At 69.4% G+C, this 24,482-nt stretch carries 24 protein-coding genes; 18 read left to right on the top strand and 6 right to left on the bottom strand.

Features of this window, described 5'->3' with window-relative positions; genetic code table 11:
- The first annotated feature begins 274 nt into the window (after nt 1-274).
- The 8 genes from ACFVWD_RS44235 to ACFVWD_RS44270 all read left to right on the top strand — a co-directional run bounded on the left by ACFVWD_RS44235 (nt 275) and on the right by ACFVWD_RS44270 (nt 6,879).
- Nucleotides 275-1,732 carry a menaquinone biosynthesis decarboxylase gene (locus ACFVWD_RS44235; RefSeq protein WP_168494463.1) on the top strand — a complete coding sequence of 486 codons (1,458 nt, stop codon included), beginning with the start codon at nt 275-277 and terminating at the stop codon, nt 1,730-1,732.
- 31 nt (nt 1,733-1,763) lie between these two features.
- Entirely contained in the window at nt 1,764-2,669 is a 906-nt protein-coding gene (mqnP, locus tag ACFVWD_RS44240) for a menaquinone biosynthesis prenyltransferase MqnP (RefSeq protein WP_168510128.1), read from the top strand.
- A gap of 31 nt (nt 2,670-2,700) precedes the next feature.
- Nucleotides 2,701-3,384: a UbiX family flavin prenyltransferase gene (locus ACFVWD_RS44245; RefSeq protein WP_389603704.1), complete on the top strand. Its 684-nt coding sequence runs from the start codon at nt 2,701-2,703 to the stop codon at nt 3,382-3,384.
- 124 nt (nt 3,385-3,508) lie between these two features.
- Nucleotides 3,509-3,964 carry an Lrp/AsnC family transcriptional regulator gene (locus ACFVWD_RS44250; protein WP_389603705.1) on the top strand — a complete coding sequence of 152 codons (456 nt, stop codon included), beginning with the start codon at nt 3,509-3,511 and terminating at the stop codon, nt 3,962-3,964.
- A 41-nt stretch (nt 3,965-4,005) separates the two neighbouring features.
- Nucleotides 4,006-5,169, top strand: a complete 1,164-nt coding sequence (mqnE, locus tag ACFVWD_RS44255; RefSeq protein ID WP_389603707.1) for an aminofutalosine synthase MqnE — start codon at nt 4,006-4,008, stop codon at nt 5,167-5,169.
- Between the two features lie 83 nt (nt 5,170-5,252).
- A complete protein-coding gene (locus ACFVWD_RS44260; RefSeq protein ID WP_389603734.1) occupies nt 5,253-5,792 on the top strand; it encodes a GNAT family N-acetyltransferase in 540 nt (179 codons plus the stop codon).
- Between the two features lie 94 nt (nt 5,793-5,886).
- Nucleotides 5,887-6,192, top strand: a complete 306-nt coding sequence (locus ACFVWD_RS44265) for a DUF4229 domain-containing protein (protein WP_389603709.1) — start codon at nt 5,887-5,889, stop codon at nt 6,190-6,192.
- Between the two features lie 42 nt (nt 6,193-6,234).
- A complete protein-coding gene (locus ACFVWD_RS44270; protein ID WP_389603711.1) occupies nt 6,235-6,879 on the top strand; it encodes a TetR/AcrR family transcriptional regulator in 645 nt (214 codons plus the stop codon).
- Between the two features lie 5 nt (nt 6,880-6,884).
- On the opposite strand, the gene ACFVWD_RS44275 is transcribed toward ACFVWD_RS44270, so the two are convergent.
- From ACFVWD_RS44275 to ACFVWD_RS44290, 4 genes are all read right to left on the bottom strand, one after another.
- Entirely contained in the window at nt 6,885-7,733 is an 849-nt protein-coding gene (locus ACFVWD_RS44275; RefSeq protein WP_389603712.1) for a MaoC family dehydratase, read from the bottom strand.
- A gap of 212 nt (nt 7,734-7,945) precedes the next feature.
- Nucleotides 7,946-8,995 (bottom strand): LuxR C-terminal-related transcriptional regulator, encoded by a 1,050-nt coding sequence (locus ACFVWD_RS44280; protein ID WP_389603714.1) that lies wholly within the window; start codon nt 8,993-8,995, stop codon nt 7,946-7,948.
- Nucleotides 8,982-9,236, bottom strand: coding sequence for a DUF397 domain-containing protein (locus ACFVWD_RS44285; protein ID WP_389603716.1), 255 nt, complete (start codon nt 9,234-9,236; stop codon nt 8,982-8,984). The genes ACFVWD_RS44280 and ACFVWD_RS44285 overlap by 14 nt, the downstream gene beginning before the upstream one ends.
- Nucleotides 9,233-10,096, bottom strand: coding sequence for a helix-turn-helix domain-containing protein (locus tag ACFVWD_RS44290; RefSeq protein WP_389603718.1), 864 nt, complete (start codon nt 10,094-10,096; stop codon nt 9,233-9,235). The genes ACFVWD_RS44285 and ACFVWD_RS44290 overlap by 4 nt, the downstream gene beginning before the upstream one ends.
- 133 nt (nt 10,097-10,229) lie before the next feature.
- On the opposite strand from ACFVWD_RS44290, the gene ACFVWD_RS44295 reads away from it, so the two are divergent.
- Both ACFVWD_RS44295 and ACFVWD_RS44300 read left to right on the top strand, forming a co-directional pair.
- Nucleotides 10,230-10,652 (top strand): ATP-binding protein, encoded by a 423-nt coding sequence (locus tag ACFVWD_RS44295; protein ID WP_389603719.1) that lies wholly within the window; start codon nt 10,230-10,232, stop codon nt 10,650-10,652.
- A 192-nt stretch (nt 10,653-10,844) separates the two neighbouring features.
- A complete protein-coding gene (locus tag ACFVWD_RS44300) occupies nt 10,845-12,749 on the top strand; it encodes an AMP-dependent synthetase/ligase (protein ID WP_389603721.1) in 1,905 nt (634 codons plus the stop codon).
- Nucleotides 12,750-12,864: 115 nt separating this feature from the next.
- On the opposite strand, the gene ACFVWD_RS44305 is transcribed toward ACFVWD_RS44300, so the two are convergent.
- Nucleotides 12,865-13,068, bottom strand: coding sequence for a cold-shock protein (locus tag ACFVWD_RS44305; protein ID WP_028805073.1), 204 nt, complete (start codon nt 13,066-13,068; stop codon nt 12,865-12,867).
- 343 nt (nt 13,069-13,411) lie between these two features.
- On the opposite strand from ACFVWD_RS44305, the gene ACFVWD_RS44310 reads away from it, so the two are divergent.
- The 5 genes from ACFVWD_RS44310 to ACFVWD_RS44330 all read left to right on the top strand — a co-directional run bounded on the left by ACFVWD_RS44310 (nt 13,412) and on the right by ACFVWD_RS44330 (nt 18,697).
- The gene (locus ACFVWD_RS44310; RefSeq protein ID WP_389603722.1) at nt 13,412-14,260 is read left to right on the top strand and encodes a menaquinone biosynthetic enzyme MqnA/MqnD family protein; all 849 of its coding nucleotides are present in this window, start codon (nt 13,412-13,414) and stop codon (nt 14,258-14,260) included.
- A 108-nt stretch (nt 14,261-14,368) separates the two neighbouring features.
- Entirely contained in the window at nt 14,369-16,054 is a 1,686-nt protein-coding gene (locus ACFVWD_RS44315; protein ID WP_389603724.1) for a serine/threonine-protein kinase, read from the top strand.
- A 2-nt stretch (nt 16,055-16,056) separates the two neighbouring features.
- Complete coding sequence (locus tag ACFVWD_RS44320; protein WP_389603726.1) at nt 16,057-16,956, top strand: prepilin peptidase; 900 nt, start codon at nt 16,057-16,059, stop codon at nt 16,954-16,956.
- Nucleotides 16,957-17,028: 72 nt separating this feature from the next.
- Nucleotides 17,029-18,243 carry a cyclic dehypoxanthinyl futalosine synthase gene (gene mqnC, locus ACFVWD_RS44325; protein WP_067367507.1) on the top strand — a complete coding sequence of 405 codons (1,215 nt, stop codon included), beginning with the start codon at nt 17,029-17,031 and terminating at the stop codon, nt 18,241-18,243.
- A 7-nt stretch (nt 18,244-18,250) separates the two neighbouring features.
- Entirely contained in the window at nt 18,251-18,697 is a 447-nt protein-coding gene (locus ACFVWD_RS44330) for a hypothetical protein (RefSeq protein ID WP_389603728.1), read from the top strand.
- A 94-nt stretch (nt 18,698-18,791) separates the two neighbouring features.
- Here ACFVWD_RS44330 and ACFVWD_RS44335 read toward each other — a convergent pair whose 3' ends face one another.
- Entirely contained in the window at nt 18,792-19,856 is a 1,065-nt protein-coding gene (locus ACFVWD_RS44335; protein ID WP_389603730.1) for a chitinase, read from the bottom strand.
- A gap of 307 nt (nt 19,857-20,163) precedes the next feature.
- Here ACFVWD_RS44335 and ACFVWD_RS44340 point away from each other — a divergent pair, with 307 nt between their 5' ends.
- The 3 genes from ACFVWD_RS44340 to ACFVWD_RS44350 are packed head-to-tail and all read left to right on the top strand — an operon-like array spanning nt 20,164 to nt 24,347.
- Nucleotides 20,164-20,574 (top strand): hypothetical protein, encoded by a 411-nt coding sequence (locus ACFVWD_RS44340; RefSeq protein WP_168510152.1) that lies wholly within the window; start codon nt 20,164-20,166, stop codon nt 20,572-20,574.
- Between the two features lie 19 nt (nt 20,575-20,593).
- Nucleotides 20,594-22,981 carry a bifunctional polysaccharide deacetylase/glycosyltransferase family 2 protein gene (locus tag ACFVWD_RS44345; protein WP_389603731.1) on the top strand — a complete coding sequence of 796 codons (2,388 nt, stop codon included), beginning with the start codon at nt 20,594-20,596 and terminating at the stop codon, nt 22,979-22,981.
- A gap of 1 nt (nt 22,982) precedes the next feature.
- Nucleotides 22,983-24,347, top strand: a complete 1,365-nt coding sequence (locus ACFVWD_RS44350) for an acyltransferase (protein ID WP_389603732.1) — start codon at nt 22,983-22,985, stop codon at nt 24,345-24,347.
- Nucleotides 24,348-24,482 lie beyond the last annotated feature (135 nt).

Raw genomic sequence — 24,482 nt, forward strand, 5'->3', positions numbered from 1 at the left:
TTCGTCGACTGCGGGTGGGCGGGGGCTGGTCGCGCAGTTCCCCGCGCCCCTGAAAGCCTTGGCCTGGTCGGCGTTCATCTTTCAGCCCGTCCGGCGTTTGAGGACGAGGCCGTTCAGGCCGATAGGGGGTCTGGGGGCGTAGCCCCCAGCGGGGTGGAAGGGGCGGAGCCCCTGGGACGGGACGGGTAGGGGCGGCGGGGGCGAGAGGGGTGGTCCTGCCCACGGCGGTGGGGCGCACGTCGGTGTCGGGCGGCCCTCAGCGATACTTGGACGCATGGCTTACGACGATCTTCGATCCCTGCTGAGGGCGCTGGAGCGCGAGGGCGACCTCAAGCGCATCAAGGCCGAGGTGGACCCGTATCTGGAGGTCGGGGAGATCGTCGACCGGGTGCAGAAGGCGGGTGGACCGGCGCTGCTCTTCGAGAACGTGCGCGGGTCCGCCATGCCGCTCGCCATGAACGTCTTCGGGACCGACCGGCGGCTGCTGAAGGCCCTCGGCCTGAAGTCGTACGGCGAGATCAGCGAGAAGATCGGCGGCCTGCTCAGGCCCGAGCTGCCCCACGGCTTCGTGGGCGTACGCGAGGCCTTCGGCAAGCTCGGCGCGATGACCCACGTACCGCCGAAGAAGGTGAAGTCCGACAACGCGCCTGTGCAGGAGGTCGTGCTGCACGGTGAGGACGTCGACCTTGACGCCCTCCCCGCGCTCTTCACCTGGCCCCAGGACGGCGGCTCCTTCTTCAACCTCGGGCTCACCCACACCAAGGACCCCGAGTCCGGGATCCGCAATCTCGGGCTCTACCGCCTTCAGCGCCACGACAAGCGCACCATCGGCATGCACTGGCAGATCCACAAGGACAGCCGCAACCACTACCAGGTGGCGGCGAGGAGGGGAGAGCGACTGCCCGTCGCGATCGCCTTCGGGTGCCCCCCTGCCGTGACGTACGCCTCCACCGCCCCCCTGCCCGGTGACATCGACGAGTACCTCTTCGCCGGGTTCATCCAGGGCAAGCGGATCGAGATGGTGGACTGCAAGACCGTCCCGCTGCAGGTCCCCGCGAACGCGGAGGTCGTGCTCGAAGGGTGGCTGGAGCCGGGGGAGATGCTCCCGGAGGGGCCCTTCGGCGACCACACGGGGTTCTACACGCCCCAGGAGCCCTTCCCGGCGCTGACCATCGACTGCGTCACCATGCGCAAGCGGCCGCTGCTCCAGTCGATCGTCGTGGGGCGGCCCCCGACGGAGGACGGCCCCCTCGGGCGAGCGACCGAGCGCTTCTTCCTCCCCCTGCTGAAGATCATCGTGCCGGACATCGTGGACTACCACCTCCCCGAGGCCGGCGGTTTCCACAACTGCGCGATCGTCGCGATCGACAAGAAATACCCCAAGCACGCCCAAAAGGTGATGCATGCCGTCTGGGGGGCGCACATGATGTCCCTCACGAAGCTCATCGTGGTCGTGGACTCGGACTGCGACGTCCACGATCTGCACGAGGTCGCGTGGCGGGCCCTCGGCAACACCGACTACGCCCGCGACCTCACCGTCGTCGAAGGCCCCGTCGATCATCTCGACCACGCCTCCTACCAGCAGTTCTGGGGCGGCAAGGCGGGCATCGACGCGACGAGGAAGTGGCCCGAGGAGGGTTACACCCGGGACGGGGGATGGCCGGAAATGGTTCTCTCCGACCCGGAGACGGCGGCGACGGTCGACCGCCGTTGGAAGGAGTACGGCCTGTGAGGTCCATCAAGAGCACAAGGGCGGGCGGCCGGTGACCAGCGCATCCGCCGCGCTCCCGCAGCAGCCGGGGCGCACCAAGGCCTTCCTCCGGCTCGTCATGATCGAGCACTCCGTCTTCGCGCTGCCCTTCGCCTACATCGCCGCGCTGACCGCGATGTTCGAGTGGGACAAGAACGTCCACTGGGGCAGGCTGCTGCTCGTCACGATCGCGATGGTCGGGCTGCGCACGTTCGCGATGGCGGCGAACCGGATCATCGACCGCGAGATCGACGCCCGCAACCCGCGCACGGCCCACCGCGAGCTGGTCACCGGCGCGATGAGCGTGAAGCACGCGTGGACGGGCGCGCTGGTCGCGCTGGTCTTCTTCCTGGGCGCCGCGGCCCTCCTGAACCCCCTGTGCCTGGCCCTGGCCCCCATCGCCGTGATCCCGATGGTGGTGTACCCGTACGGCAAGCGGTTCACGAACTTCCCGCAGGCCATCCTGGGTCTGGCCCAGGCGATGGGCCCGATCGGCGGCTGGCTGGCGATCTCCGGCGAGTGGTCGTGGGACGCCGTCATCCTGGGGCTCGCGGTCGGGATCTGGATCGGCGGCTTCGACCTGATCTACGCCTGCCAGGACGTCGAGACGGACCGTGAGATCGGGGTCATGTCGGTACCGGCGCGCTTCGGTATTCCCGCCGCGATCTGGGGGGCGCGCGCCTGCCACGCCGTCACCACCGCCCTGTTCGCCTGGTACGCCGTCGCCACCGACGCGGGTGCGTTCTTCTGGCTGGGCCTGCTGATCGTCGCGGGCGCGTTCCTCTACGAGCACTCCATCGTGAAGCCGCACGACCTGTCCCGTCTGAACCGCGCGTTCTTCCAAGTCAACGGATTCATCGGCATCGCCCTGTTCGTGTGTGCCCTGCTCGATCTGCTGGTCCGCGGGCTCACGGTCTGAATCCCGACAGCCGCCGGATACCCTCGACATCATGAAGCCAGGACAGACGCAGCGCCGGCCTTGGATCGTGGGGGTGTCGGGTGCCTCCGGTACGCCCTACGCCGCCTCCGTGCTGCGGGCGCTCCTGGCGGCGGGGGAGAGCGTCGACCTGGTGGTCTCGCGCGCCTCCCGGCTCACGCTCCTCGACGAGACCGGCCTCTCCTTCCGGGACGCCCACTGGCAGGACGACCTGCGGGTATGGCTGGCGCGTGGCGCGGACGGCAAGCCCGGCACCTTCGACGCCTTCGAGGAGCGCCTCGACGCCGTACGGCACTGGAGCGCCGGTGACCTGGCGGCGGGGCCGTCCTCGGGCTCGTACCCCTCGAAGGGCATGCTCATCGTGCCCGCCTCGACGGCCTGCGTGGCCGGAGTCGCCCTGGGGCTGTCGAAGGACCTGCTGCAGCGCGCGGCGAGCGTGACGCTCAAGGAGGGGCGCAAGCTCGTCGTCGCCGTCCGCGAGACCCCGTTGAACGGGCAGACGCTGCGCCACCTGGTCTCCCTGGACGACGCGGGCGCCACCGTGCTGCCCGCCTCGCCCGCGTTCTACGCGGGGGCCACGCACATCCAGGACCTGGTGGACTTCGTCGCCGGGCGGGTGCTGGACGCGGCGGGCGTCGAACACGGGCTGTACCGCCGGTGGGAGGGCGAACTCGGCGGCGGCTTCCGGGCGACCTGAGCGGCCACGACCCCGAGCACGTACGACCTCGGCACGCACGACCCGAACACGCACGACCCGAACACCACTGAGCAACATCGCACCACTCACGACTCACACACTTCAGCGGAAGGCTAGCGATCGCATGGACGCGGTGGACAGGCAGCTCATCCAGGCCCTGAGAGAGAACGGCCGGGCCTCCTACGCGGAGCTGGGGCGCCTCGTCGGTCTGTCGGGACCCAGCGTCACCGACCGCATCAACCGGCTGGAGGCGGCCGGGGTCATCACCGGCTACCGCGCCACCGTCGACTCCGCCTCGCTCGGTCTCGGCGTCACCGCCCTGATCGGCATCTCGCTCTCCGACGCCGCCGACCACGAGGACGTGGCCCGGCGGCTGCGGGACCTCGGCGAGATCGAGGACTGCTGGTTCATCGCGGGCGACGACTCGTTCATGCTCAAGGTGCGGGCGAGTGATGTCGACGGGCTGGAGAAGACCATCCGGCGGCTCTCGGGGACGAAGGGCGTCTCCCGGACCCGTACGACGATCGTGCTCTCCACGAAGTGGGAGAACCGGGTCGGAGAGCTTCCGGAAGAGAGCTAGGCGTACGGTTTACGAAGTCTGTCTTAGGAAGAGGTAGTGGCATGGACGTCGGGCTCAAGCGCGAGCTGGAGCAGAAGGTTCGAGCCGGTGAACGGCTGACCCGCGAGGACGGCATCGCGCTGTACGAGTCGGACGACCTGGCCTGGCTGGGCGGGCTCGCCCACGAGGTGCGGACGCGGAAGAACGGCGACGTCGTCCACTTCAACGTCAACCGCCACCTCAACATGACGAACGTGTGCACCGCGTCCTGCGCGTACTGCTCGTTCCAGCGCAAGCCGGGCGAGAAGGACGCGTACACGATGCGCATCGAGGAGGCCGTCCGCCTCGCCAAGGCGATGGAGAACGACAACCTCACCGAGCTGCACATCGTCAACGGGCTGCACCCGAACCTGCCGTGGCGCTACTACCCGCGGTCGCTGAGCGAGCTGAAGAAGGCCCTCCCGAACGTCTCCCTGAAGGCCTTCACGGCGACGGAGATCCACCACTTCGAGACGATCTCCGGGCTGTCGGCGTCGGAGATCCTCGACGAGCTGATCGAGGCGGGCCTCGAATCCCTGACCGGTGGCGGCGCCGAGATCTTCGACTGGGAGGTCCGCCAGCACATCGTCGACCACCGCACCCACTGGGAGGACTGGTCACGCATCCACCGGCTCGCGCACGAGAAGGGCCTCAAGACCCCGTGCACGATGCTGTACGGGCACATCGAGGAGCCCCGCCACCGGGTCGACCACGTCCTCAGGCTCCGTGAGCTCCAGGACGAGACCGGCGGTTTCCAGGTCTTCATCCCGCTGCGCTACCAGCACGACTTCGTGGACATGAAGGACGGCAAGGTGCGTAACCGCCTTCAGGCGCGTACGCAGATGGCCACCGGCGCCGAGGCCCTGAAGACCTTCGCGGTCTCCCGGCTCCTCTTCGACAACGTCCCGCACGTCAAGGTCTTCTGGGTCATGCACGGCGTGCAGACCGCGCAGCTCGCGCTCCAGCACGGCGCCGACGACATGGACGGCTCGGTCGTCGAGTACAAGATCACGCACGACGCCGACAACTACGGCACCCCGAACAAGCTCACCCGCGACGATCTCCTCGACCTGATCCGCGACGCCGGCTTCCAGCCGGTCGAGCGGAACACGCGCTACGAGATCATCCGCGAGTACGACGGCCCGGACCCGGCGCGCCGGGAGTCGCCGCAGCCGATGCGCGTCTGACGCTCCGCGGACCGGCCGTACGTCTTCGGCCGCCCAGCCTCCGGCCGGTCCGCTCCGACCTCGGTGTTCTACGCTCGGTGGCTGTGCCACTGACCTTCACCCTGTTCACCCGGGACACGAAGCCGCCCCGGACCCTGTCCGGCCAACTGCTCACCCTCTGGACGGATGTCACCGACGCGGGCGGTGCGGTCGGCTTCGTGCCGCCGGTGACCGCCGACGACATACGCCCCCGCGCCGAGGCCCACCTCACCGCGATAGCCGAGGGCCGCACCCGGCTCCTCGCCGGTTTCACCTCCGACGGCCGGCTCGCCGCCACCGCGTTCCTCGCCCTCAACGACCACCCCCTCATGCGCCACTGGGCCTGGCTGTACACCGTCATGGTCGACCCGGCCCTCCAGGGCCGCGGCTACGGCGCCGACCTGCTCCGCGAGGCCGAGGGCGGGGCCCGCGCACTCGGCCTGGAGGGACTCCGCCTCACCTGCCGGGGCGGGGAGGGACTGGAACGCTTCTACGCCTCCTGCGGCTACAAGGAGATCGGCCGGGCGCCCGACGCGCTGCGTGTCGGGCCGGGCGACGACCGTGACGAGATCATGATGCTGCTGCCTCTCCCGCCCTGCGACTGATGACCCCCTGCACGAGGATCGGGCCGGGCGTGCTTCACTGGACGGTGCCCTTTGGGAACGTTCGAAACGGTTCGGAACGGAAGAGTGGATTGACATGGGCCGCTACACACTGATGCGCCTCGGCGTCTTCGCCGGCTGCCTCGTGGTCGTCTGGGGCCTCGTCTACTCGGGCATCCTCCCGCGCGGCCTGGGTGACTCCAACTACATGTGGATCGTCCTGCTCGCGCTGGTGATCTCCGCGCCCATCAGTTTCGTCGTGCTGCGCAAGGAGCGCGACCGCGCCTCCGCCCAGGTCGTCGCGCGCGTGGACCGCATGAAGACCAACCTGGAGCAGAACCGCAGTCAGGAGGACGGCGTGGACGACGCCGCCCGCGGCGGCGTGCAGGGCCAGACCTCGTAACGCTGTGCCTGGCCGACGGCGGCCGATCGTACGCTTGCCGGTATGGGTGCTGTGAAGAACAAGCGGATGCCGCGCGCGGTACGTGAACAGCAGATGCTGGACGCCGCCGTGCGGACCTTCGGGCAGCGGGGGTACCGGTCCGCTTCGATGGACGAGATCGCCGATCTGGCGGGCGTGTCCAAGCCGTTGGTGTACCTGTACCTGAACTCCAAGGAAGACCTCTTCACCGCCTGCATCCGCCGTGAGGCGGCCGCGCTGACCGCGGCGGTACACGCGGGCGTCCGGCCCGGGCTGCCCGCCGACCGCCAACTCTGGGAAGGCCTGCGGGCGTTCTTCACGCACACGGCCGAGAACCCGGACGGCTGGGCGGTCCTGCACCGTCAGGCGCGCACGCACGGCGAGCCGTTCGCGGCCGAGGTCGCGGTGATGCGCGAGGAACTCGTCGCGTTCGTCACCGAGCTGATCGTGGTCGCCGCGCGTGAGGCACACCGTGACCCGTCGCTGCCCGAACGGGAGGTCGCCGGACTCGCCGAGGCACTCGTCGGCGCCGCCGAGTCCCTCGCCGCCTGGGCCAACGCCACGCCTGGCGTGTCCGCTAAGCAGGCCGCGGCGACCCTGATGAACTTCGCCTGGGCGGGCTTGGGCGACCTGATGGAGAACCGCCCGTGGACGCCCCCGCAGGACTGACCTCTTCACCGTATGGGCTGTAGGTCGCCCGTCAGATGCAGGCGTCCGGAGTCCGTGCCGCGCAGCTCGAACGCGGGGCCGTCGGCGGCGTAGGTGACCGTGCCCGGGAGGAGGACGGGGGCCTTGAAGCCGGCGCGCAGACGTACCGCGTCCTGGGGGCCCTGTTCCGCGAGGCAGCGGGCCACCGTCCACATGCCGTGGGCGATGGCGCGGGGGAAGCCGAAGAGGCGGGCGGTGAGGGCGTGCAGGTGGATGGGGTTGCGGTCCCCGGAAGCGGCGCCGTACCGCCGCCCGACATCACCGCCGAGCCGCCACTCGGCGCGGACGGGCAGGGACGCGCCGCCGTCGGACTCCCGCGGAACCGGAGACGCCGTCTCCCCGCTCTCCCCGTTCGTCCGGTGCCGCGCGAGATAGACACTCCGCGACTCCCACACCAGCTCGCCGCCGACCCTCGCCTCGGTCACGACGCAGGCCTGCGTCCCCCGGCGATGGGGTTCCAACCCCGCGACGCACACGCCGAGTTCGTACGCTTCCCCAGCGGCCAGTGCCCGCCGCTGGGTGATCTCGATCGAGGTGTGGACGAGCCCGAGCAGCGGCAGCGGGAACGAGCGGCTCGCCATGATCCGCATGGCCAGCGGAAACCCGAGGACGTGCGGATACGTCACCGGCAGCGCGTCCGCCCCCGTGGCGAACCCGCAGATCCGCTCGTACCTCGCGAGCCGGTCGAGATCGATACGGACGTCCGGGAGAACGAGCCGGGTCGGCGGGACGCGGGCGTCCGGATGGGGTCGCTTGAAGGGGGAGAACAGGGCGCCTCGGGCGAGGAGAGGGGTCATCAGATAGCGGTCGGCCATGGTCCAGCTCCCGGCTCGGATGTATTTACTCCGGAGTCAGGTTACCCACGGTAAGTGCTTCAATACCTGCCGGGGCAGAGGGTCACCACTGCCAGAGTGGCCGCCGTGATGAGGAGTGCGATGGTCAGGCGCAGGTGGTGCATGGTGGTCCCTCGCTCGGTGATTCCCGTCATCACGGTGGCGGGCGCCGAGACGTGGGGGTATCCCGAGAACTAGGGGGTTGCGCGGTGCCGCAGGCACGCGAAGAGTTCCTCGCGTCCGCTCACGCCCAACTTGCGGTAGACGGCGCCCAGGTGGTCGTTGACGGTGTGCTGCGACAGTTCCAGGCGGCGGGCGATGTTCTTCGCCGCCAGGCCTTCGAGCGCGTGCCGGACCACCTCCCGCTCCCGGGGGGTGATCCCGTACCAGGCGGCCACCGCCGGCAGCAGCGCCTCGGCCGTCGCCGTCTGAATGGTGATCACCATCTCGCCCGCCGTCTCCGCCGAGCAGAGTGGCTGGGCGTGCAGCAGGGCCCAGCCGCGCGCGGTGAACATCCGGGTGACCGCCGTACCGTCCGGTGCCCGGCGCGCGGTGGCCGTGATGTTGCAGACGGAGCTGAGCAGGGCCTCGTGGTCCAGTTTCGGGGAGCCCGCGGGGTCCGGCGGCCCGCCGGGTGCGGGCAGACACTCGTACAGCCAGTCCTGTACGCCGGGACTCGCCGCCTTGACCGTGTCGTCCCGGCCCACGACCACCACCCCGGGCGGCCCCTCGTACGGCAGCAGGCGCAGCGGCCTGTCGGCCACGAAGCGGCGCAGGGCGGCGGCGAGCGGTGCGGCGAGGCGCTCGGCGCGTGCGATCTCGGTGTCCGAGAAGGGTCTGCCGCCCCGCGCCCGCAGCAGCACCATGCCGCCGCACGCCAGGCCGCCCGCGGTGAGCGCGATCCGCATCTCACAGCCCAGCCCCTCGGCCCGCATGACCTCGTGCAGCCGTACGTCGCACGGGGGCACGTCACCGGCCGTGCCGAGCACGGCGACGGGCGTGGGCCCGCCGAACAGGGCCGGGAAGGGCAGCGTCGCACCGGTCCGCCAGTACTCCTCGTTCAGCACGCGCCGCGCGCTCACGCCGTAGCCGTGCCGGGTGACGTGGAAGGAGATGGTGCCGCTGACGGGGTCCAGACCGATCAGGTGGTACCCGTCGTGGGGGACCCAGCGCCCGATCTCCGTGGACAGGGCCGTACCGAGTTCCGCCGTGTTCGTCGCGTGGTCGGCGTCAGGTGTCCGCAATCCCGGGCCCGGAGGTGAGGAAGGCGGACCAGGTGGTGGGGGAGAGGGTGAGGCGGGGGCCGGTGGGGTTCTTGGAGTCGCGGAGGTGGATGGTGTGGGGGCAGACGGCGACCTCCACGCATTCACCGCCCTCGCCGTCGCTGTGGCTCGACTTGTGCCAGGTGTAGGCGACTTCGAGGCAGTCTCCGCCTTCGCCGCTGCTGTAGCTGGACTTGAACCAGTTGAGTTGCTCGGTGCTCACAGCTTCTCCAGCTTCTCTTCGATCAGGGTCCCGGACTCCATTGGGTTGAGCGCCAGTGCGCGCATAAAACCATAGCGGTCGGCGATCTTTCGGACCTCTTCTTGATCGGTGATCAGCTGGGGATACCCCTGAGCCTCCGTGTACGCCACCTGCGCGTGCCCCTTGGGGACCAGCATGTTGAACGCGCTGTCCAGGTTGGGGTGTTCCTCTCGGTGGGTCGGCATCACCTGGATCTCGATGTTCCGCATACTGCCGACGAGCAGCAGCCGCCGCAGCTGTTCCCTGTGTACATGCCGTCCACCGATCGGCCGGTCCAGTACGACCTCTTCGAGTACATAACTCACGATGGGCGGCGGCCAACGGTCGAAGACCTGTTGGCGGGAGAGCCTGTCGGCGATCCGCTTCTCGATCGTCTCCTCGCTGAGGAAAGGGCGCCGTTTGCTGAACACCGCTCGGGCGTGATCCTCGGTCTGGAGAAGCCCGTGCATCGCGTGGTTGCAGTAGTGGTGCAGCTCGACAGCCTCCGCCTCTATCCCGGCGTACCCCCGATACCACTCCGGATGACGCGTCCGCGCCTTCTTCATCGCCTCCCTGACCTCGGGGATCGCCTGCTTCAACAGGCCCCCGGCGTCAAGGAGTTCGTCCGCCTTCTCCAGCAGCTCGGGCCGAGTCACCCGTACGCCCCGCTCCATCGCGGAGATCGCGTCGGGCCCGTACCCCACCGCCTGCCCGAACTCCTTCTGCGTGAGTCCCGCCCGCTCACGCAGCAGCTTCAGCATCTTGCCGAGCGCGGTGAACAAGCCCGTCGTTCCCTCGGCCTCCGCCGGTGTCTCCGGCCTCCGGTCGGTCTCTTCCGTCACGTACGCCACCGCCTTCACACGCTCACCGCCACGGCCGACAACCCGCACACCCCGCGCACCGCACCCGTACGGCTACGCAGCGTCGCCGGGTCGCTCCTGGTCAGCGTAGGACGAGCCGACCACGCTCTGTGATGTGAACTCTCGAATCTCCACCCCCACCGACGAACTGAGCCAGCGCCTCAGCTCCACCCCGCGCGGCGCCCGCCTGGCCCGTCACCTCACCGCACACCAACTCGCCGAGTGGGGATACCCGCACGACAGCGACGAGAACGACGCCGCACAGCACGTCGTGGCCGAACTCGCCGCCAACGCGGTCACCCACGGCCGCGTACCCGGACGCGACTTCGAACTCCGCCTGCTGCGCCTCCCGGAGGGCACGCTGCGCATCGAAGTGAGTGACACGCGCGGTGACCGGCATCTGCGATTCGGCGCGAGGGAGGTGGACGGTGAGGGAGGGCGGGGTCTGGTCGTCGTGGCCCTGCTCGCCACCGTATGGGGCGTCGCGCACCGCCTGGTCGGCAAGACGGTATGGGCCGAACTTCCTCTGAAGAATTAAGGTTTACCCCGGGTAACTCGCACTTCGCCCGCCTTGAACACCCACAAACCCCACACTTTCGCCCCGTACGATCCCGGTCACCCCTGCCTTGTTGAAACTCGCATGAACCCCCCACGCCCCAGGCACGTATGAGGCTTTGCGCCCCCAACCCGCCTCATACCGACCGGGTCCTGGTAGCCAAGGAGCCACTCCATGTCCACCCAGCCCAGCCCGTACGACTCCCCACCCTTCCTCGTGGAGCCCGAGATCAGGCGGCTGGACGGAGTGGTGCGCGAGGTGTCCGTGCCGCCCCTCGTCGGTCAGGTGACCCACGGCTCGCTCGCGGACATCCCGTTCGACAACGCGACCGTGGCCCCGAACGCGGCGGTTCTCAGCAGGAAGAACGCCGACGGCGCCTGGGAGGACGTGACCGCCACCGAGTTCGCCGCGCAGGTGCTGGCGGTCGCGAAGGGCCTGATCGCCGAGGGCCTGGCGCCCGGCGACCGCATCGCGATCATGGCGCGGACGACGTACGAGTGGACGCTCCTGGACTTCGCGGCCTGGGCGGCGGGTCTGGTCACCGTCCCCGTCTATCCCACCTCCTCCGTCTTCCAGGTCCGCTGGATCCTCCAGGACTCGGGAGCCGTCGCCCTCGCCACGGAGACGGTGGCGCAGGCGTCCGCGCTCGGCCCGGAACGCGACCGGATCCCCGACCTGCGGCACATGTGGGTCTTCGACAAGGGACACCTGGAGCGGCTGGCCGAGCTGGGCCGGGACATCCCGGACCAGGAGGTCGCCGTACGCCGTGGAGTGCTCGGCCCCGACACGCTCGCCACCCTCATCTACACCTCGGGCACCACCGGCCGCCCCAAGGGCTGCGCACTCACCCACGGCAACTTCTTCGCCGAGATCGACAACGCGATCGAACTGCTCTACCCGATCTTCAAGGCGAAGACCTCGGACGCCGCGTCGATGCTTCTCTTCCTCCCCCTCTCCCATGTCTTCGGGCGGATGGTCGCGGTCGCCTGTCTGCGCGCACGGGTGCGCCTGGGCCATGCGCCGAGCCTGAGTACCGAGGACCTGCTCGCGGACCTGGCGAGCTTCAGACCCACCTTCCTGCTGGCCATCCCCTATGTACTGGAGAAGGTGTTCAACACCGGCCGGGCCACGGCCGAGAAGATGGGCCGCGGGTCCTCCTTCGACCGCGCCGCGCGCATCGCGTGCAGCTACGGCGAGGCGGTCGAGGCCAAGCAGCACGGCACCGGGCCGGGTCCCTCGCGCTCCCTGCGCGCCGCCCGCGCCCTGTACGACCCCCTGGTCTACCGCCGTATCCGCAACGCGCTGGGCGGCAAGGTCCGCTACGCGATCTGCGGCGGCTCCCCGCTGGGCCGCCGTCTCGCCGCGTTCTACGCCGGTGCCGGCATCGAGATCTTCGAGGGCTACGGCCTGACGGAGGCCACCGCCGCCGCGACCGTCACGCCCCCGCTCAAACCCCGGCTGGGCACGGTGGGCTGGCCGCTGCCCGGCACCAGGGTCCGGATAGCCGGGGACGGCGAGATCCTGCTGGGCGGCGAACAGATCTTCCGCGGCTACTGGGACCCGAACGCGGGCGGCGTCGTCGACGCGGCGCCGGACGGCTGGTTCGCTACCGGTGACATCGGCGAACTGGACGACGGGGGCTACCTCACCATCACAGGCCGCAAGAAGGAGATCCTGATCACCGCGGGCGGCAAGAGCGTGGCCCCCGCGCCCCTGGAGAACTGGCTCCGCTCGCATCCGCTGATCGCCCAGTGCATCGTCCTCGGCGACCGCCGCCCCTACGTCACCGTCCTCATCACCCTCGACCAGGACGGCGTCACCCACTGGCGCCAGATGATCGGCAAGCACCCCGTCCCGCCGGAACTCCTCATGGACGACCCGGAGCTGAACGTCATCCTCCAGCGCGCGATCGACGAGGCCAACAAGCTCGTCTCCCGCCCCGAGTCCATCCGCCGCTTCGCCGTCGTCCCGGGGGACTTCACGGAACTGGCGGGCCACGTGACCCCCACCATGAAGCTGAAGCGGGCGGCGATCGAACGTGACTTCAGCAAGGAGATCGAGGAGCTGTACGTGCGGTAGGGCCGCTCAGGGCAGATCCGGACAAGGCAGGAGCCCCGCGACCGGCTGGCGCGGGGCTCCTTGGGTGTTGCGATCCGTTCCGGATCAAAGCATTGGGCTCATGAAGCCCGCAGACTTAGATCGGGGTGACGTTCTCCGCCTGCGGGCCCTTCGGACCCTGCGTGACGTCGAAGGAAACCGACTGGTTCTCTTCGAGAGAGCGGAATCCGCTCGCGTTGATCGCGGAGTAGTGGACGAAGACGTCCGGGCCGCCGCCTTCCTGGGCGATGAAACCAAAGCCCTTTTCGGCGTTGAACCACTTCACGGTTCCGGTAGCCATAAGCCCTCCTTGGGCCCAAAGGGTTGCCCTGCTCCAGAACCTGCGATTGTGTAAACAACTGCATTCGTCTGAAAACGACGAGAGCCCGCGGTCACATGCTCCGCAGGCTCTGTACTGCAAGGGAAACCAAACTGCAACTTGCGGCGAGCCTAGCACGCAGGCAGCCGAAAGCAATAGGGGGCAAGATCACGTCACCCGGATGTTTGACCCGCATGGCGGATGGGTTGACGAGGTGGTGTCGACTCGCTGTCGCAAGGGTTGACACAAGAGGGCGGAAGGGTTTCGGAAACCCCGCGGGGACCCTGGAGACTGCACGGTACTCCATGGGGTCTAGCCTCGCGATGTGGACAATTACCGCACCCGGCCGCGCGTCGGCCACATCCAGTTCCTGAACTGCCTGCCCCTCTACTGGGGGCTCGCGAGAACGGGCACGCTCCTCGACTTCGAGCTCACCAAGGACACCCCGGAGAAGCTCAGCGAGAAGCTGGTGCAGGGCGACCTCGACATCGGGCCCATCACGCTCGTCGAGTTCCTCAAGCACGCCGACGAGCTGGTCGCCTTCCCGGACATCGCGGTCGGCTGCGACGGTCCGGTGATGTCCTGTGTGATCGTCTCGCAGGTCCCGCTGGACCAGCTGGACGGTGCCCGGGTCGCCCTCGGCTCCACCTCTCGCACGTCCGTGCGGCTCGCGCAGCTGCTACTGGCCGAGAGCGTGGGCGTCCAGCCGTCCTACTACACGTGCCCGCCCGACCTCAGCCTGATGATGCAGGAGGCCGACGCCGCTGTCCTCATCGGCGACGCGGCACTGCGGGCCAACCTCCTCGACGGGCCGAGGTTCGGTCTGGAGGTGCACGACCTCGGCACGCTGTGGAAGCAGTGGACGGGCCTGCCGTTCGTCTTCGCCGTGTGGGCGGCCCGCCGCGACTACCTGGAGCGCGAGCCCGTCGTCACCCGCAAGGTGCACGAGGCCTTCCTCGCCTCCCGGGACCTCTCGCTGGACGAGGTCTCCAAGGTCGCCGAACAGGCGGCCCGCTGGGAGGCCTTCGACGAGCGGACCCTGGAGCAGTACTTCACCACGCTCGACTTCCGCTTCGGCGGCCCGCAGCTCGCGGCCGTACAGGAGTTCGCCCGGCGGGTCGGCTCGACCACCGGCTTCCCGACGGACGTGAAGGTCGAACTGCTGACTCCCTGAGATCGCGCGGACGTTGTGAACCCGCGGGGGTGTTCGGGACCCCACGGGGGCGTACGGAACTACCCTGCTGGGCAGTGCGTCCGTGCGTACGGGGGAGGTGGGAGCGCCATGCAGCCGCTCGGAGTGGATGAACCCACGGTCGTGGGGCCCTACCGGTTGCTCGGCCGGCTGGGGGCCGGCGGCATGGGGCGGGTGTACCTGGGCCGCAGCGCGGGCGGGCGGACGGTCGCGGTCAAGATCGTGCACCCGCACTTCGCGCTCGACGAGGAGTTCCGCGCCCGCTTCCGCCGCGAGGTCGAGGCCGCGCGGCGGGTGGGCGGCGCGTGGACGGCCCCGGTCCTCGACGCGGACCCGGAGGCGTCCGTGCCATGGGTCGCGACCGGCTACGCGGCCGGTCCCTCGCTCGCGGCGGCGGTCGCCGACGCGAGCGGTCCGCTTCCGGCGCATTCGGTACGGGTGCTGGGCGCGGGCCTGGCCGAGGCGCTCACGGCGGTCCACGCGCTGGGCCTCGTCCACCGTGACGTCAAGCCCTCCAACGTCCTGCTCACCCTCGACGGCCCCCTCCTCATCGACTTCGGCATCGCCCGCGCCACCGACGGCACCGCCTCGCTCACCTCGACGGGCGTCTCCGTCGGCTCCCCCGGCTACATGTCCCCCGAGCAGATCCTCGGCAAGGGGGTCACGGGCGCGGCGGACGTCTTCTCCCTGGGCGCGGTGCTGGTGTACGCGGCGACGGGCGAGTCCCCGTTCCCCGGCGACTCCTCGGCCGCCCTCCTCTACAAGGTGGTGCACGAGGAACCCCGGCTCGGCTCCCTGGAGGGGGAGCTACGGGAACTCGTGGCCGCCTGCCTCGCCAAGGACCCGGCCGGCCGGCCGACCCCGGGCGAGGTGGCCGGACGGCTGGCCCCCGAGGGGGCGGCCCGGCTGGTGACCGCCGGCTGGCTGCCGGGGCCCCTGGTGGAGCAGGTCAGCCGTAGCGCGGTGCAGCTGCTGAACCTGGAGGCGGCGGAGGTGACGCCGTCCGGGCCGGTGGGCTTCAGCAGCCCTTCGGTGGGCACGGACTCCGGGGCCGGGGCGCCACCGCCCGACGGGGTGTTCGGTCCGCCGCCGACCATGCCGCCGTACGCCATGCCGACGTACGTACCGGGGCAGCGCGATGTCCAGGACGCGGTCGCGGCGCCGACGGTCCACCCGGGCAAGCTCTCCGTGAGCGTGGCCGCGGCCTCGGCCCCTGGTGCGAACGGTCGTGGCCGCAGGGTGAGTTGCACGCTCGCGCTGGCCGTCGCGGGAGCGCTGGCCGCGGTGACCGTGGGCTCGGTGTTCATGTTCCATCTGCTCCCGGGCGGCGGTGACGACAACTCGGCTTCCAGCGGCTCCGATTCCGCGGCCAGCCGTCCGGCGGCGACACCGAGCGCCCCCGGCCCGGCCGGCGCGACGCTCGCCTCCGTGCCCGCGCACTACCTCGGTACCTGGTCGGGCGATGCCTACGCACTGAGCGGGAAGCTGCCCGCGGGCACGTTCCGGGTCACCCTCCACCAGGCCGCCGTGGGCCAGGAGTTGGGCACGTTCCGGTCGACCGACCTGATCGGCGGCACCTGTGACGACGTACTCGTCCTGAAGAAGGTCACCGACAAACAGCTCACCGCGACGAGCACCGCCAAGACGTCCAACTCCAGCACCTGCACGACGGGCAGCCACGAGGTGCGGCTGATCCCCGCCGGGGGCGACCTCAAGTACGAGACGGACAACGCGGACGCGGGCGATCCGGTGGCCCGCATGTCGAAGGCCGAGTAGCCGTGGACCTCGAACTCTGGTCCGTCCGGCCGCTGTGGCTGACCGTCCTCGCCGTCCTCTGGGGCGCGGCGGCGGGACTGCTGATACCGCGGGCCGCCTACCGGTTCGCGGTGGAGCCGGACGAGGCGTGGCGGACCCGGTGCCCCGACGGACACGCCCTCACCGGCGCCGCGGGCGGCTGGCTCGGCCTCGCCCGCTGTGCCGAATGCGCCCAGTACGTTCGTGACGTTCGTACGTCGTGGTCGGCGCCCGGCGACGCGGGGCATGTGCCCGGCGATGTGGGGCGCGTGCCCGGTGATGCGGGAACCGTGCCGGGCGGTGCGGGGCGGGTGTCGGGCGGTGCCCCGACGACCCACCGCTACGGCCCCGGCACCCCGCTCGTCGCCCTCACCACCGCGGGGGCCTGCGCCGGTCTCGCCCTCGCCACCGGCGCCCGCCCCGAACTGGCCGTCTGGCTGCTGCTCGCGCCGCTCGGCGTGCTGCTCGCGGTCGTGGACTTCCGGGTGCAGCGCCTGCCGGACGTCCTGACCCTGCCGCTCGCGGGCCTGGCGCTCGTCCTGCTGGGCGTGATGGCCCTCGTACCGGAGCACGCGGGGGAGTGGCCGACCGCGCTGCTGGGGTCGCTCGTGCTGGGCGGCGCGTACTTCCTCCTCTTCCTCGTCAACCCGAACGGCATGGGCTTCGGGGATGTGAAGCTCGCGCTGGGGATCGGGGCCGTGCTCGGCTGGTACGGATGGGGGACCGTGGTGCTCGGGACCTTCGCCGGGTTCTTGTTCGGCGGCCTGTACGGGCTGGGGCTGGTGCTGATGCGACGCGCGGGGCGCAAGACGTCCATCCCCTTCGGACCGTTCCTGATCGCGGGGGCGTACGTCGGGCTGCTGATCGGGGCGTACGCGGCCTGACGTCGGGTCGCGGACGGGGCTGGCGTAGGCTGGCCGGGTCCGTCCAGAACCCTTACGAAAGGGACGCTCCCGGTGACCGAGAAGGCCGACCTCACGTCTTTTGATGTCACAGCCGTCCTCGACCGTGCTGCCGCGGGTGGGCGGATCACCCCCGAAGAGGCGCTCGTCCTCTACCGCGACGCCCCGCTGCACGCCCTGGGCGCCGCCGCGGACGCGGTACGCCGCCGCCGGTACGCGGGGACCGAGCACATCGCCACGTACATCATCGAGCGCAACATCAACTACACGAACGTGTGCGTCACGGCGTGCAAGTTCTGCGCCTTCTACGCGGCTCCCAAGGACACGGCCAAGGGCTGGACGCGCGACCTCGACGACATCCTGCGCCGCTGCGCGGAGACCGTCGAACTCGGCGGTACGCAGATCATGTTCCAGGGCGGACACCACCCGGACTACGGCGTCGAGTACTACGAGAAGCACTTCGCCGCGATCAAGGCCGCCTACCCGCAGCTGGTCATCCACTCCCTCGGCGCGTCCGAGGTCGAGCACATGGCCCGCATCTCCAAGGTGAGTGTGGAGGAGGCCATCCAGCGGATCCACACCGCCGGCCTCGACTCCTTCGCGGGCGCAGGTGCCGAACTCCTCCCGGCCCGCCCCCGCAAGGCGATCGCCCCCCTCAAGGAGTCCGGCGAGCGCTGGCTGGAGATCATGGAGACCGCGCACGGGCTGGGCGTCGAGTCGACGTCCACGATGCTCATGGGCACCGGCGAGACCAACGCCGAGCGCATCGAGCACCTGCGGATGATCCGTGACGTACAGGACCGCACGGGCGGCTTCCGCGCCTTCATCCCGTACACCTACCAGCCCGAGAACAACCACCTGAAGGGCCGCACGCAGGCGACGCTCTTCGAGTACCTGCGGATGATCGCGATCGCCCGGCTGTTCATGGACAACATCGCCCACATCCAGGGCTCCTGGCTGACCACCGGCAAGGAGGTCGGCCAGCTCTCCCTGCACTACGGCGCGGACGACCTCGGCTCGATCATGCTGGAGGAGAACGTCGTCTCCTCGGCGGGCGCCAAGCACCGCTCCAACCGCATGGAGATCATCGACCTGATCCGCAAGGCAGGCCGCGTGCCCGCCCAGCGGACCACGACGTACGAGCACATCGTCGTCCACGACGACCCGGCGAACGACCCGGTCGACGAGCGCGTCATGTCGCACATCTCCTCCACCGCGATCGAGGGCGGTACGGCGCATCCCGAGCTGAAGCTGCTCGCCTCCAACTAGCCCCGCCGTGCTGACGATCCACACCGCCGACGAGCTGCGCATCAGCCGGGACGCGGACCCGCTGAAGGGCGGCGCGGTCGCCGTGGAGGGCGACCGGGTCGCGGGCACCGGGCCGCTGGACGTGCTGCTGGAGCGCTTCCCGGGGGCGCGGGTCCGCAGCTGGCCCGGGGTCCTCGGGCCGGCGCTCGTCCACGAGGGCCCACTGCCGGAGGCGCCGTCCCCCAGGGAGCGGCTGCACGCCGTCCTGAAGTCGGGCTCCACCGCCGTACTGCAGCAGTACGCCGACACCCCCGATCTCCGCGCGGCGGCCTCCCGTAACGAGATCGCCGTACTCCGTAGTGCAAGAAAGCCCGAGATCACCGATACCGGCCGAGCCGACTTGGCGGTCTTCGATGCGGACGGGACGTGCTTGGCGACGGTGTGCGCTGGACGCTTGGTACACAGACGCCGCTGAACTTCTTCATCCCGGGCGGGGAAGCGCCCCGTTTTTAGGGGCGCGGGGAACTGCGCGACCAGCCCCCACCGGCCCGCAGATCAGATATGCGCCGTCACCCAGCGAACGCCTGAGCAAACGCCCCCGAACTCTGCGAAACCCCACTGCAATTGGTGGCCGCATTGTCCGAAGAAGCGTCATCACTCGAACACTGCTGATCCCGGAACGTCGACCACATCGACACCCAAGCGATCTTCTTCGACTCCGCGAACGCACGGACCTGGGCCGCGTCCGAGAGGCTGAACGTCTCATTGGCCACGTCGTTGTCCCCGATCATCGAGGTCAACGCGAGCCCCTGCCAGGCGCCCGCACTCGACAGTCCGAAAACATCCTGTAGTTGATCATGGGTCGCCTTGGCGGAGGTCTCGGCGTAGTCGCCCATGTCCCCGGAGTACGAACTCCCGTAGTTCATCGTCATGATGTTGACCGTGGAGACGGTCACGGAGTTGTCGTTGGCGGACTCCAGCAGCGCCAGACTGTCCGAATCCAGCCCGGACGGCATGACCGGCAGTGTGAAGGACACCTTCAGGTCAGCGCGCTCCTTCTGGAGCAGCGCGATCGCCTTGGACCGCAGCGCGACCGACGCGGAGTCGGTCAGCGCGTCCCCCTCGATGTCGAAGTCGGCCTGGGTGGACCCGGCGGCGTCGAGCGCCGCCCCGTACGCCGCCGCGAGCGCGCTCGCGCTGTCGCAGACCTCCGCCAGCTCCTTGCCGGACGCCCCGCCGAACGAGACGCGCACACTCGCGCCGGACTCCTTCAGCGCCGAGATCCGGGACTTCACGGCGGCCTTGTCGATGGCGTCCGTGCCGTTCCACTTGGCCGTGCAGTTGGTGCCGTCGGAGATCACGAAGGCCAGGTTGTACGTGGTCGGCGACCCCTTCGAGTCCGTCGCGGAGGCCTCCGTGGCGCTCACGTAGGGCGCGTACGAGGTGCTGGACGAGGTGCTGGACGAGGTGCTGGAGGAGGACGCGCTCTCGGAGGGCGCCGCACTCGTCCGCGGGGCCTGGGAGGTCTGCGCGGGCGCCGCGTCCGTGGCACCCGTACCACCGGAAGAGCACCCCGCCGCCGCCAGAGCAAACAGGCAGGTGAGCCCGGCAGCCGGCCTCAGATAACCCCTCATTGCGTATGCACCCGCTCTCGTGATTTCTGTCTCAGGACCGAAACAAAGTGCGATTCGGGAGTTCCAAGGTGGCACATCCGAGGGTGATTCCCGAATACAGGAAGCGCATGGGTAACCCATGAGTAGCGGTACGCGAATCGGGCAAGCCGGGCCGTGAATCGGCATACAAGGTAAATATGTATCGACCCTGAGCTGCGCAGATGTTCAAGGATTCTCTCAGGGAATGGACAGCTTGGGCCAAGTTTCATGGGCGCCTCACATGAGAACCAGAGAATTGGCCACATAAAGGAGCCCTAATATCCGGGGAATGCAATCCGAGTCAGCCATCGAAAACCACAGTCAAGGGCGCGGCCGCCGCCGCAAACGCGGCAACGCGTCCGAAGACGGTCCCGTGTTCGTTGACAACTCCGGGCGCAGAGCACGTCTGCTGCGCAGGTTCGGCATGCTTGTCGGCGCCGTCTGCTTCGGCTACGCGGTCGTCCTCGGGATGGCCTTCATGGGCTGGGGCACCTCGCTGACCCCGTCCTCGCTCTTCCCGTTCAGCGGCGGCCAGGCCGGCTCCGCACCCGGGGGCAATCTCCGGCCGCAGGGCGGCGTGGCCCCCACCGGCAGGCCGACCGGCACCCCGCCGTCGGGCCTGCGCACGGGCACGGCCCCCTCCTCGGCCGCTTCCCCGGCCCCCGCCGCATCCGCGTCCGCTTCCACCGGCGCCAACTGACCGGAACGGACCCACCTCCATGACTTCGACGACGCCTTCACGCGGCCGCCGGCGCGCCCCCACCAAGATGGAGCGGGCGGCCGGCAAGGCCGCGGCGCTGCAGAAGCCGCGCGTGATCCTCGCCCTGCTGCTCCTGCTGGGGCTCACCAGCGTGATGCTGCTCGACGGCTATCTGCGTTCCGAGATCGGCAACGACGCGCGGGTGCGCGACGGCGCGGCCTACGACAAGGTGCCGCAGAAGATCCTCGACGGCGGTCCGCTCCTGACGTTCACGGGCGGCACGGCCAAGACCCGGTCCGTCCCGAAGAAGACCATCGTGCTCACCTTCGACGACGGTCCCACCCCGACCTGGACTCCCCAGATCCTCAAGGTGCTCGAAGACAACGGCGTCGAGGCCACCTTCTTCATGGTCGGCTCGATGGTCTCCCGCTATCCGAGCGTCGTGAAGGACCTCGTGGACCAGGGCAACGAGGTCGGCATCCACACCTTCACCCACGTCGACCTCTCCTACCAGGGCACGGGCCGGCTCCAGCGGGAGCTGAAGCAGACCCAGCTCGCGCTCGCGGGTGCGGCGGGGATCACGACGACGCTGTTCCGGGCTCCGTACTCCTCGGAGATCAACGCCGTCGACAACTACAGCTGGCCCGTCTACAAGGAGATCGGCAACCTCGGCTACACCAGCGTCTTCGTCGACACCGACAGTGACGACTGGAAGAAGCCGGGCGTCTCGAAGATCGTCCAGTGGGCCACGCCGAAGAACAACAAGGGTGCCGTCGTCCTCATGCACGACGCGGGCGGCGACCGCTCGGAGACGGTCAAGGCGCTCGACACGTACATCAAGAAGATGAAGGCGAAGGGGTACTCCTTCACCACTGTCAGCGGCGCGATGGCGAAGCTGAACAGGGCGGCGAACGGTGCCGGCCGCACGGGCACCGCCGGTTCCGGACAGGCCGTCGAGGCCGGGGTCGGACAGACCGGTACCGGTGCGGGGGCGGGTGCCGGTACGGACACCGGCGCGCTGGGCGAGCAGCCGGGCGGCACGCAGTCCGCGCCCGGTTCGGGCTCCACCAACAACGCCACCAACAAGGTGAACGTCGAGCAGTCCGGCCAGCAGAAGGCCACCGGCTCGACCCTCTACGAGGGCAAGGCCCTCGTCTACGCGGTCGCGGTCGCCGAATGGGTCCTGCCGCTGCTCTCCTGGCTGCTGCTGGTCGTCGGCATCTCCGTCATGGGCCGCTTCGGGATGATGCTGATCCTCGCCCGCCGTCACTACAGACAGCGCAACAGGAAACGCGGCAAGGGCGGCAAGTTCAGCTGGGGGCCGACGGTCACCGGGCCGGTGACGGTGATCGTGCCCGCGTACAACGAGAAGGAGTGCATCGCCAACACGCTCCACTCGCTGGCGCAGAGCACCCATCCGATCGAGATCATCGTCGTCGACGACGGCTCCACGGACGGCACCAAGGAGATCGCCGAGTCACTGGGCCTGCCCAATGTCCGAGTCATCCGCCAGGAGAACGCGGGTAAACCGGCCGCCCTCAACAACGGCGTCCGCAACGCCAGTTACGACATCGTCGTGATGATGGACGGCGACACCGTCTTCGAACCGGACGCCGTGCACCAGCTCGTCCAGCCCTTCGCGGACCCGGGTATCGGCGCGGTCGCGGGCAACGCCAAGGTCGGCAACCGCAACACCATCATCGGCGCCTGGCAGCACATCGAGTACGTGATGGGCTTCAACCTCGACCGCCGCATGTACGACCTGCTGCGTTGCATGCCCACCATCCCGGGCGCGATCGGCGCGTTCCGCCGCGACGCGGTCCTCGAGGTCGGTGGCATGAGCGAGGACACGCTCGCCGAGGACACCGACATCACCATCGCGATGCACCGCGCGGGCTGGCGGGTCGTCTACCAGGAGCACGCCAAGGCCTGGACGGAGGCGCCGAGTTCCCTGAAGCAGCTGTGGTCGCAGCGCTACCGCTGGTCGTACGGCACCATGCAGGCGCTGTGGAAGCACCGCAAGTCCCTGACGGACAAGGGCCCGTCGGGCCGCTTCGGCCGCATAGGCATGCCGCTCGTGGTGATCTTCCAGATCATCACGCCGGTCCTCGCTCCGCTCATCGACGTGTTCACCATCTACTCGATGATCTTCGTGGACTTCTGGGCCTCACTGCTGGCCTGGCTGGCGGTGCTGGTCGTCCAACTCGTCTGCGCCGCCTACGCGTTCCGCCTCGACCGTGAGAAGTACCGCTACCTCGCGATGCTGCCGCTGCAGCAGCTCGCGTACCGTCAGATGATGTACCTCGTCCTGATCCACTCCTCCGTGACCGCTCTGACCGGCGGCCGCCTCCGCTGGCAGAAGCTCAAGCGCACGGGTGAGGTCGGGACCCCGGCAGGAGTGAGCTGACATGAGCTGGGGCTCGGAACAACAGCGGTACCAGGGGTATGAGGGGTACCAAGGCCAGCAGGAGTACCAGGGGCAGCAGGGGCAGCAGGGATATGACTATGGGTACGGGCAGCAGCCCGATCCGTACGGCCAGGGCCGGCAGCCTCAGGTCCCCCAGCAGTACGGCTACGGGCAGGGGTACGTCGACCATGGCCAGGTGTACGTCACCGGGACGGCACCCCTGCCGGTGATCGAGCCGGAGCCCGCGGCGGACGCTGCCGTCCGGACCGAGCCCAGCCCTGACGCCGGGGAGCCCGAAAGCCCCGCCGCCGAGCCGGCGCCGAAGGCCAAAGGCACCGGACGCGACCGCTACTTCGACGCGCTGCGCGCCGTCGCGCTGGTCCGTGTCGTGGCGTACCACACCTTCGGCTGGGCCTGGGCAGGCCTGGTCTTCCCGTCGATGGGCGTGATGTTCGCGCTCGCCGGCTCGCTGATGGCCAAGTCCCTGGAACGCCCCGCGCTCAAGGTGGTCAAGAGCCGCATGCGACGGCTGCTGCCGCCCTTCTGGTTCTGGGGCTTCTTCGTCGTGGTGGCGATGCTGATCCACGACTGGATGCCGGGCTGGCAGATCGTCTTCTGGATCGTGCCGGTCGGCGACCCGCCGGGCAACCAGTGGGGCATCCAGGCCTGGGAGATCCTCTGGTACCTGCGGACGTACCTCTGGTTCGTCCTGATGTCCCCGCTGCTCCTGAAGGTCTTCCGCAAGGCCCCCCTCCCGGTCCTGCTCCTCTCCCTCGTCCCGATCCTGGTCTTCCAGTACGCCTGGCAGCCTCCGTACAACCGCTTCGGCAGCGGCCTGACGGACTTCGCCACCTTCCTGTTCTGCTGGCTGGTCGGCTTCGCGCACCGCGAGGGCGTGCTCCAGCGACTGAAGCCGGCCCTGGTGATCCTGGCGTCGCTCGCCCTCCTGGCGTACGGCGGCTGGTACGCCTTCGCGCACCAGGCGGAGTTCGGTACGTACGACCTGGACGAGGTCCCCGTCGCGCAGACCTTCTGGTCGGCCGGCTTCGTGACGCTGCTGATGTACTTCAAGGCGTACTACAACGTCGACTTCGCCTGGCTCGCCCGCTTCAAGCGGCTCGACCGGACCGTGACGATCTTCAACGGGCGGGCGGTGACGATCTACCTCTGGCACGAGATCGCCCTCGTGCTCGCGGTCCCGCTGATCGACCAGTTCTGGAAGGTGCCCGCCTTCGAGAAGTGGCTGCCGCTGGAGAGCCAGTGGTTCATGTTCGGCATCGGCTGGGTGCTGATCTGGGTCGCCATCCCGCTGGTCGGCTGGGTCGAGGACGTGGCCGCCAAGAAGAAGCCGAAGCTGCTCCCCTGAAGGAACCTCCGGGAGATCCCCTGAAGGAACCTCCGGGAGATCCCCTGAGGGGGTTGCACGAGACCGGCGTACGGGCCGGGCGCCGCAAAGTCGCCCGGCCTGAGAGGGTGTCGCTGGGCTCGGGCTGATCCCGCC

This window comes from Streptomyces sp. NPDC058086 (assembly GCF_042885015.1).
GTDB lineage: Bacteria > Actinomycetota > Actinomycetes > Streptomycetales > Streptomycetaceae > Streptomyces.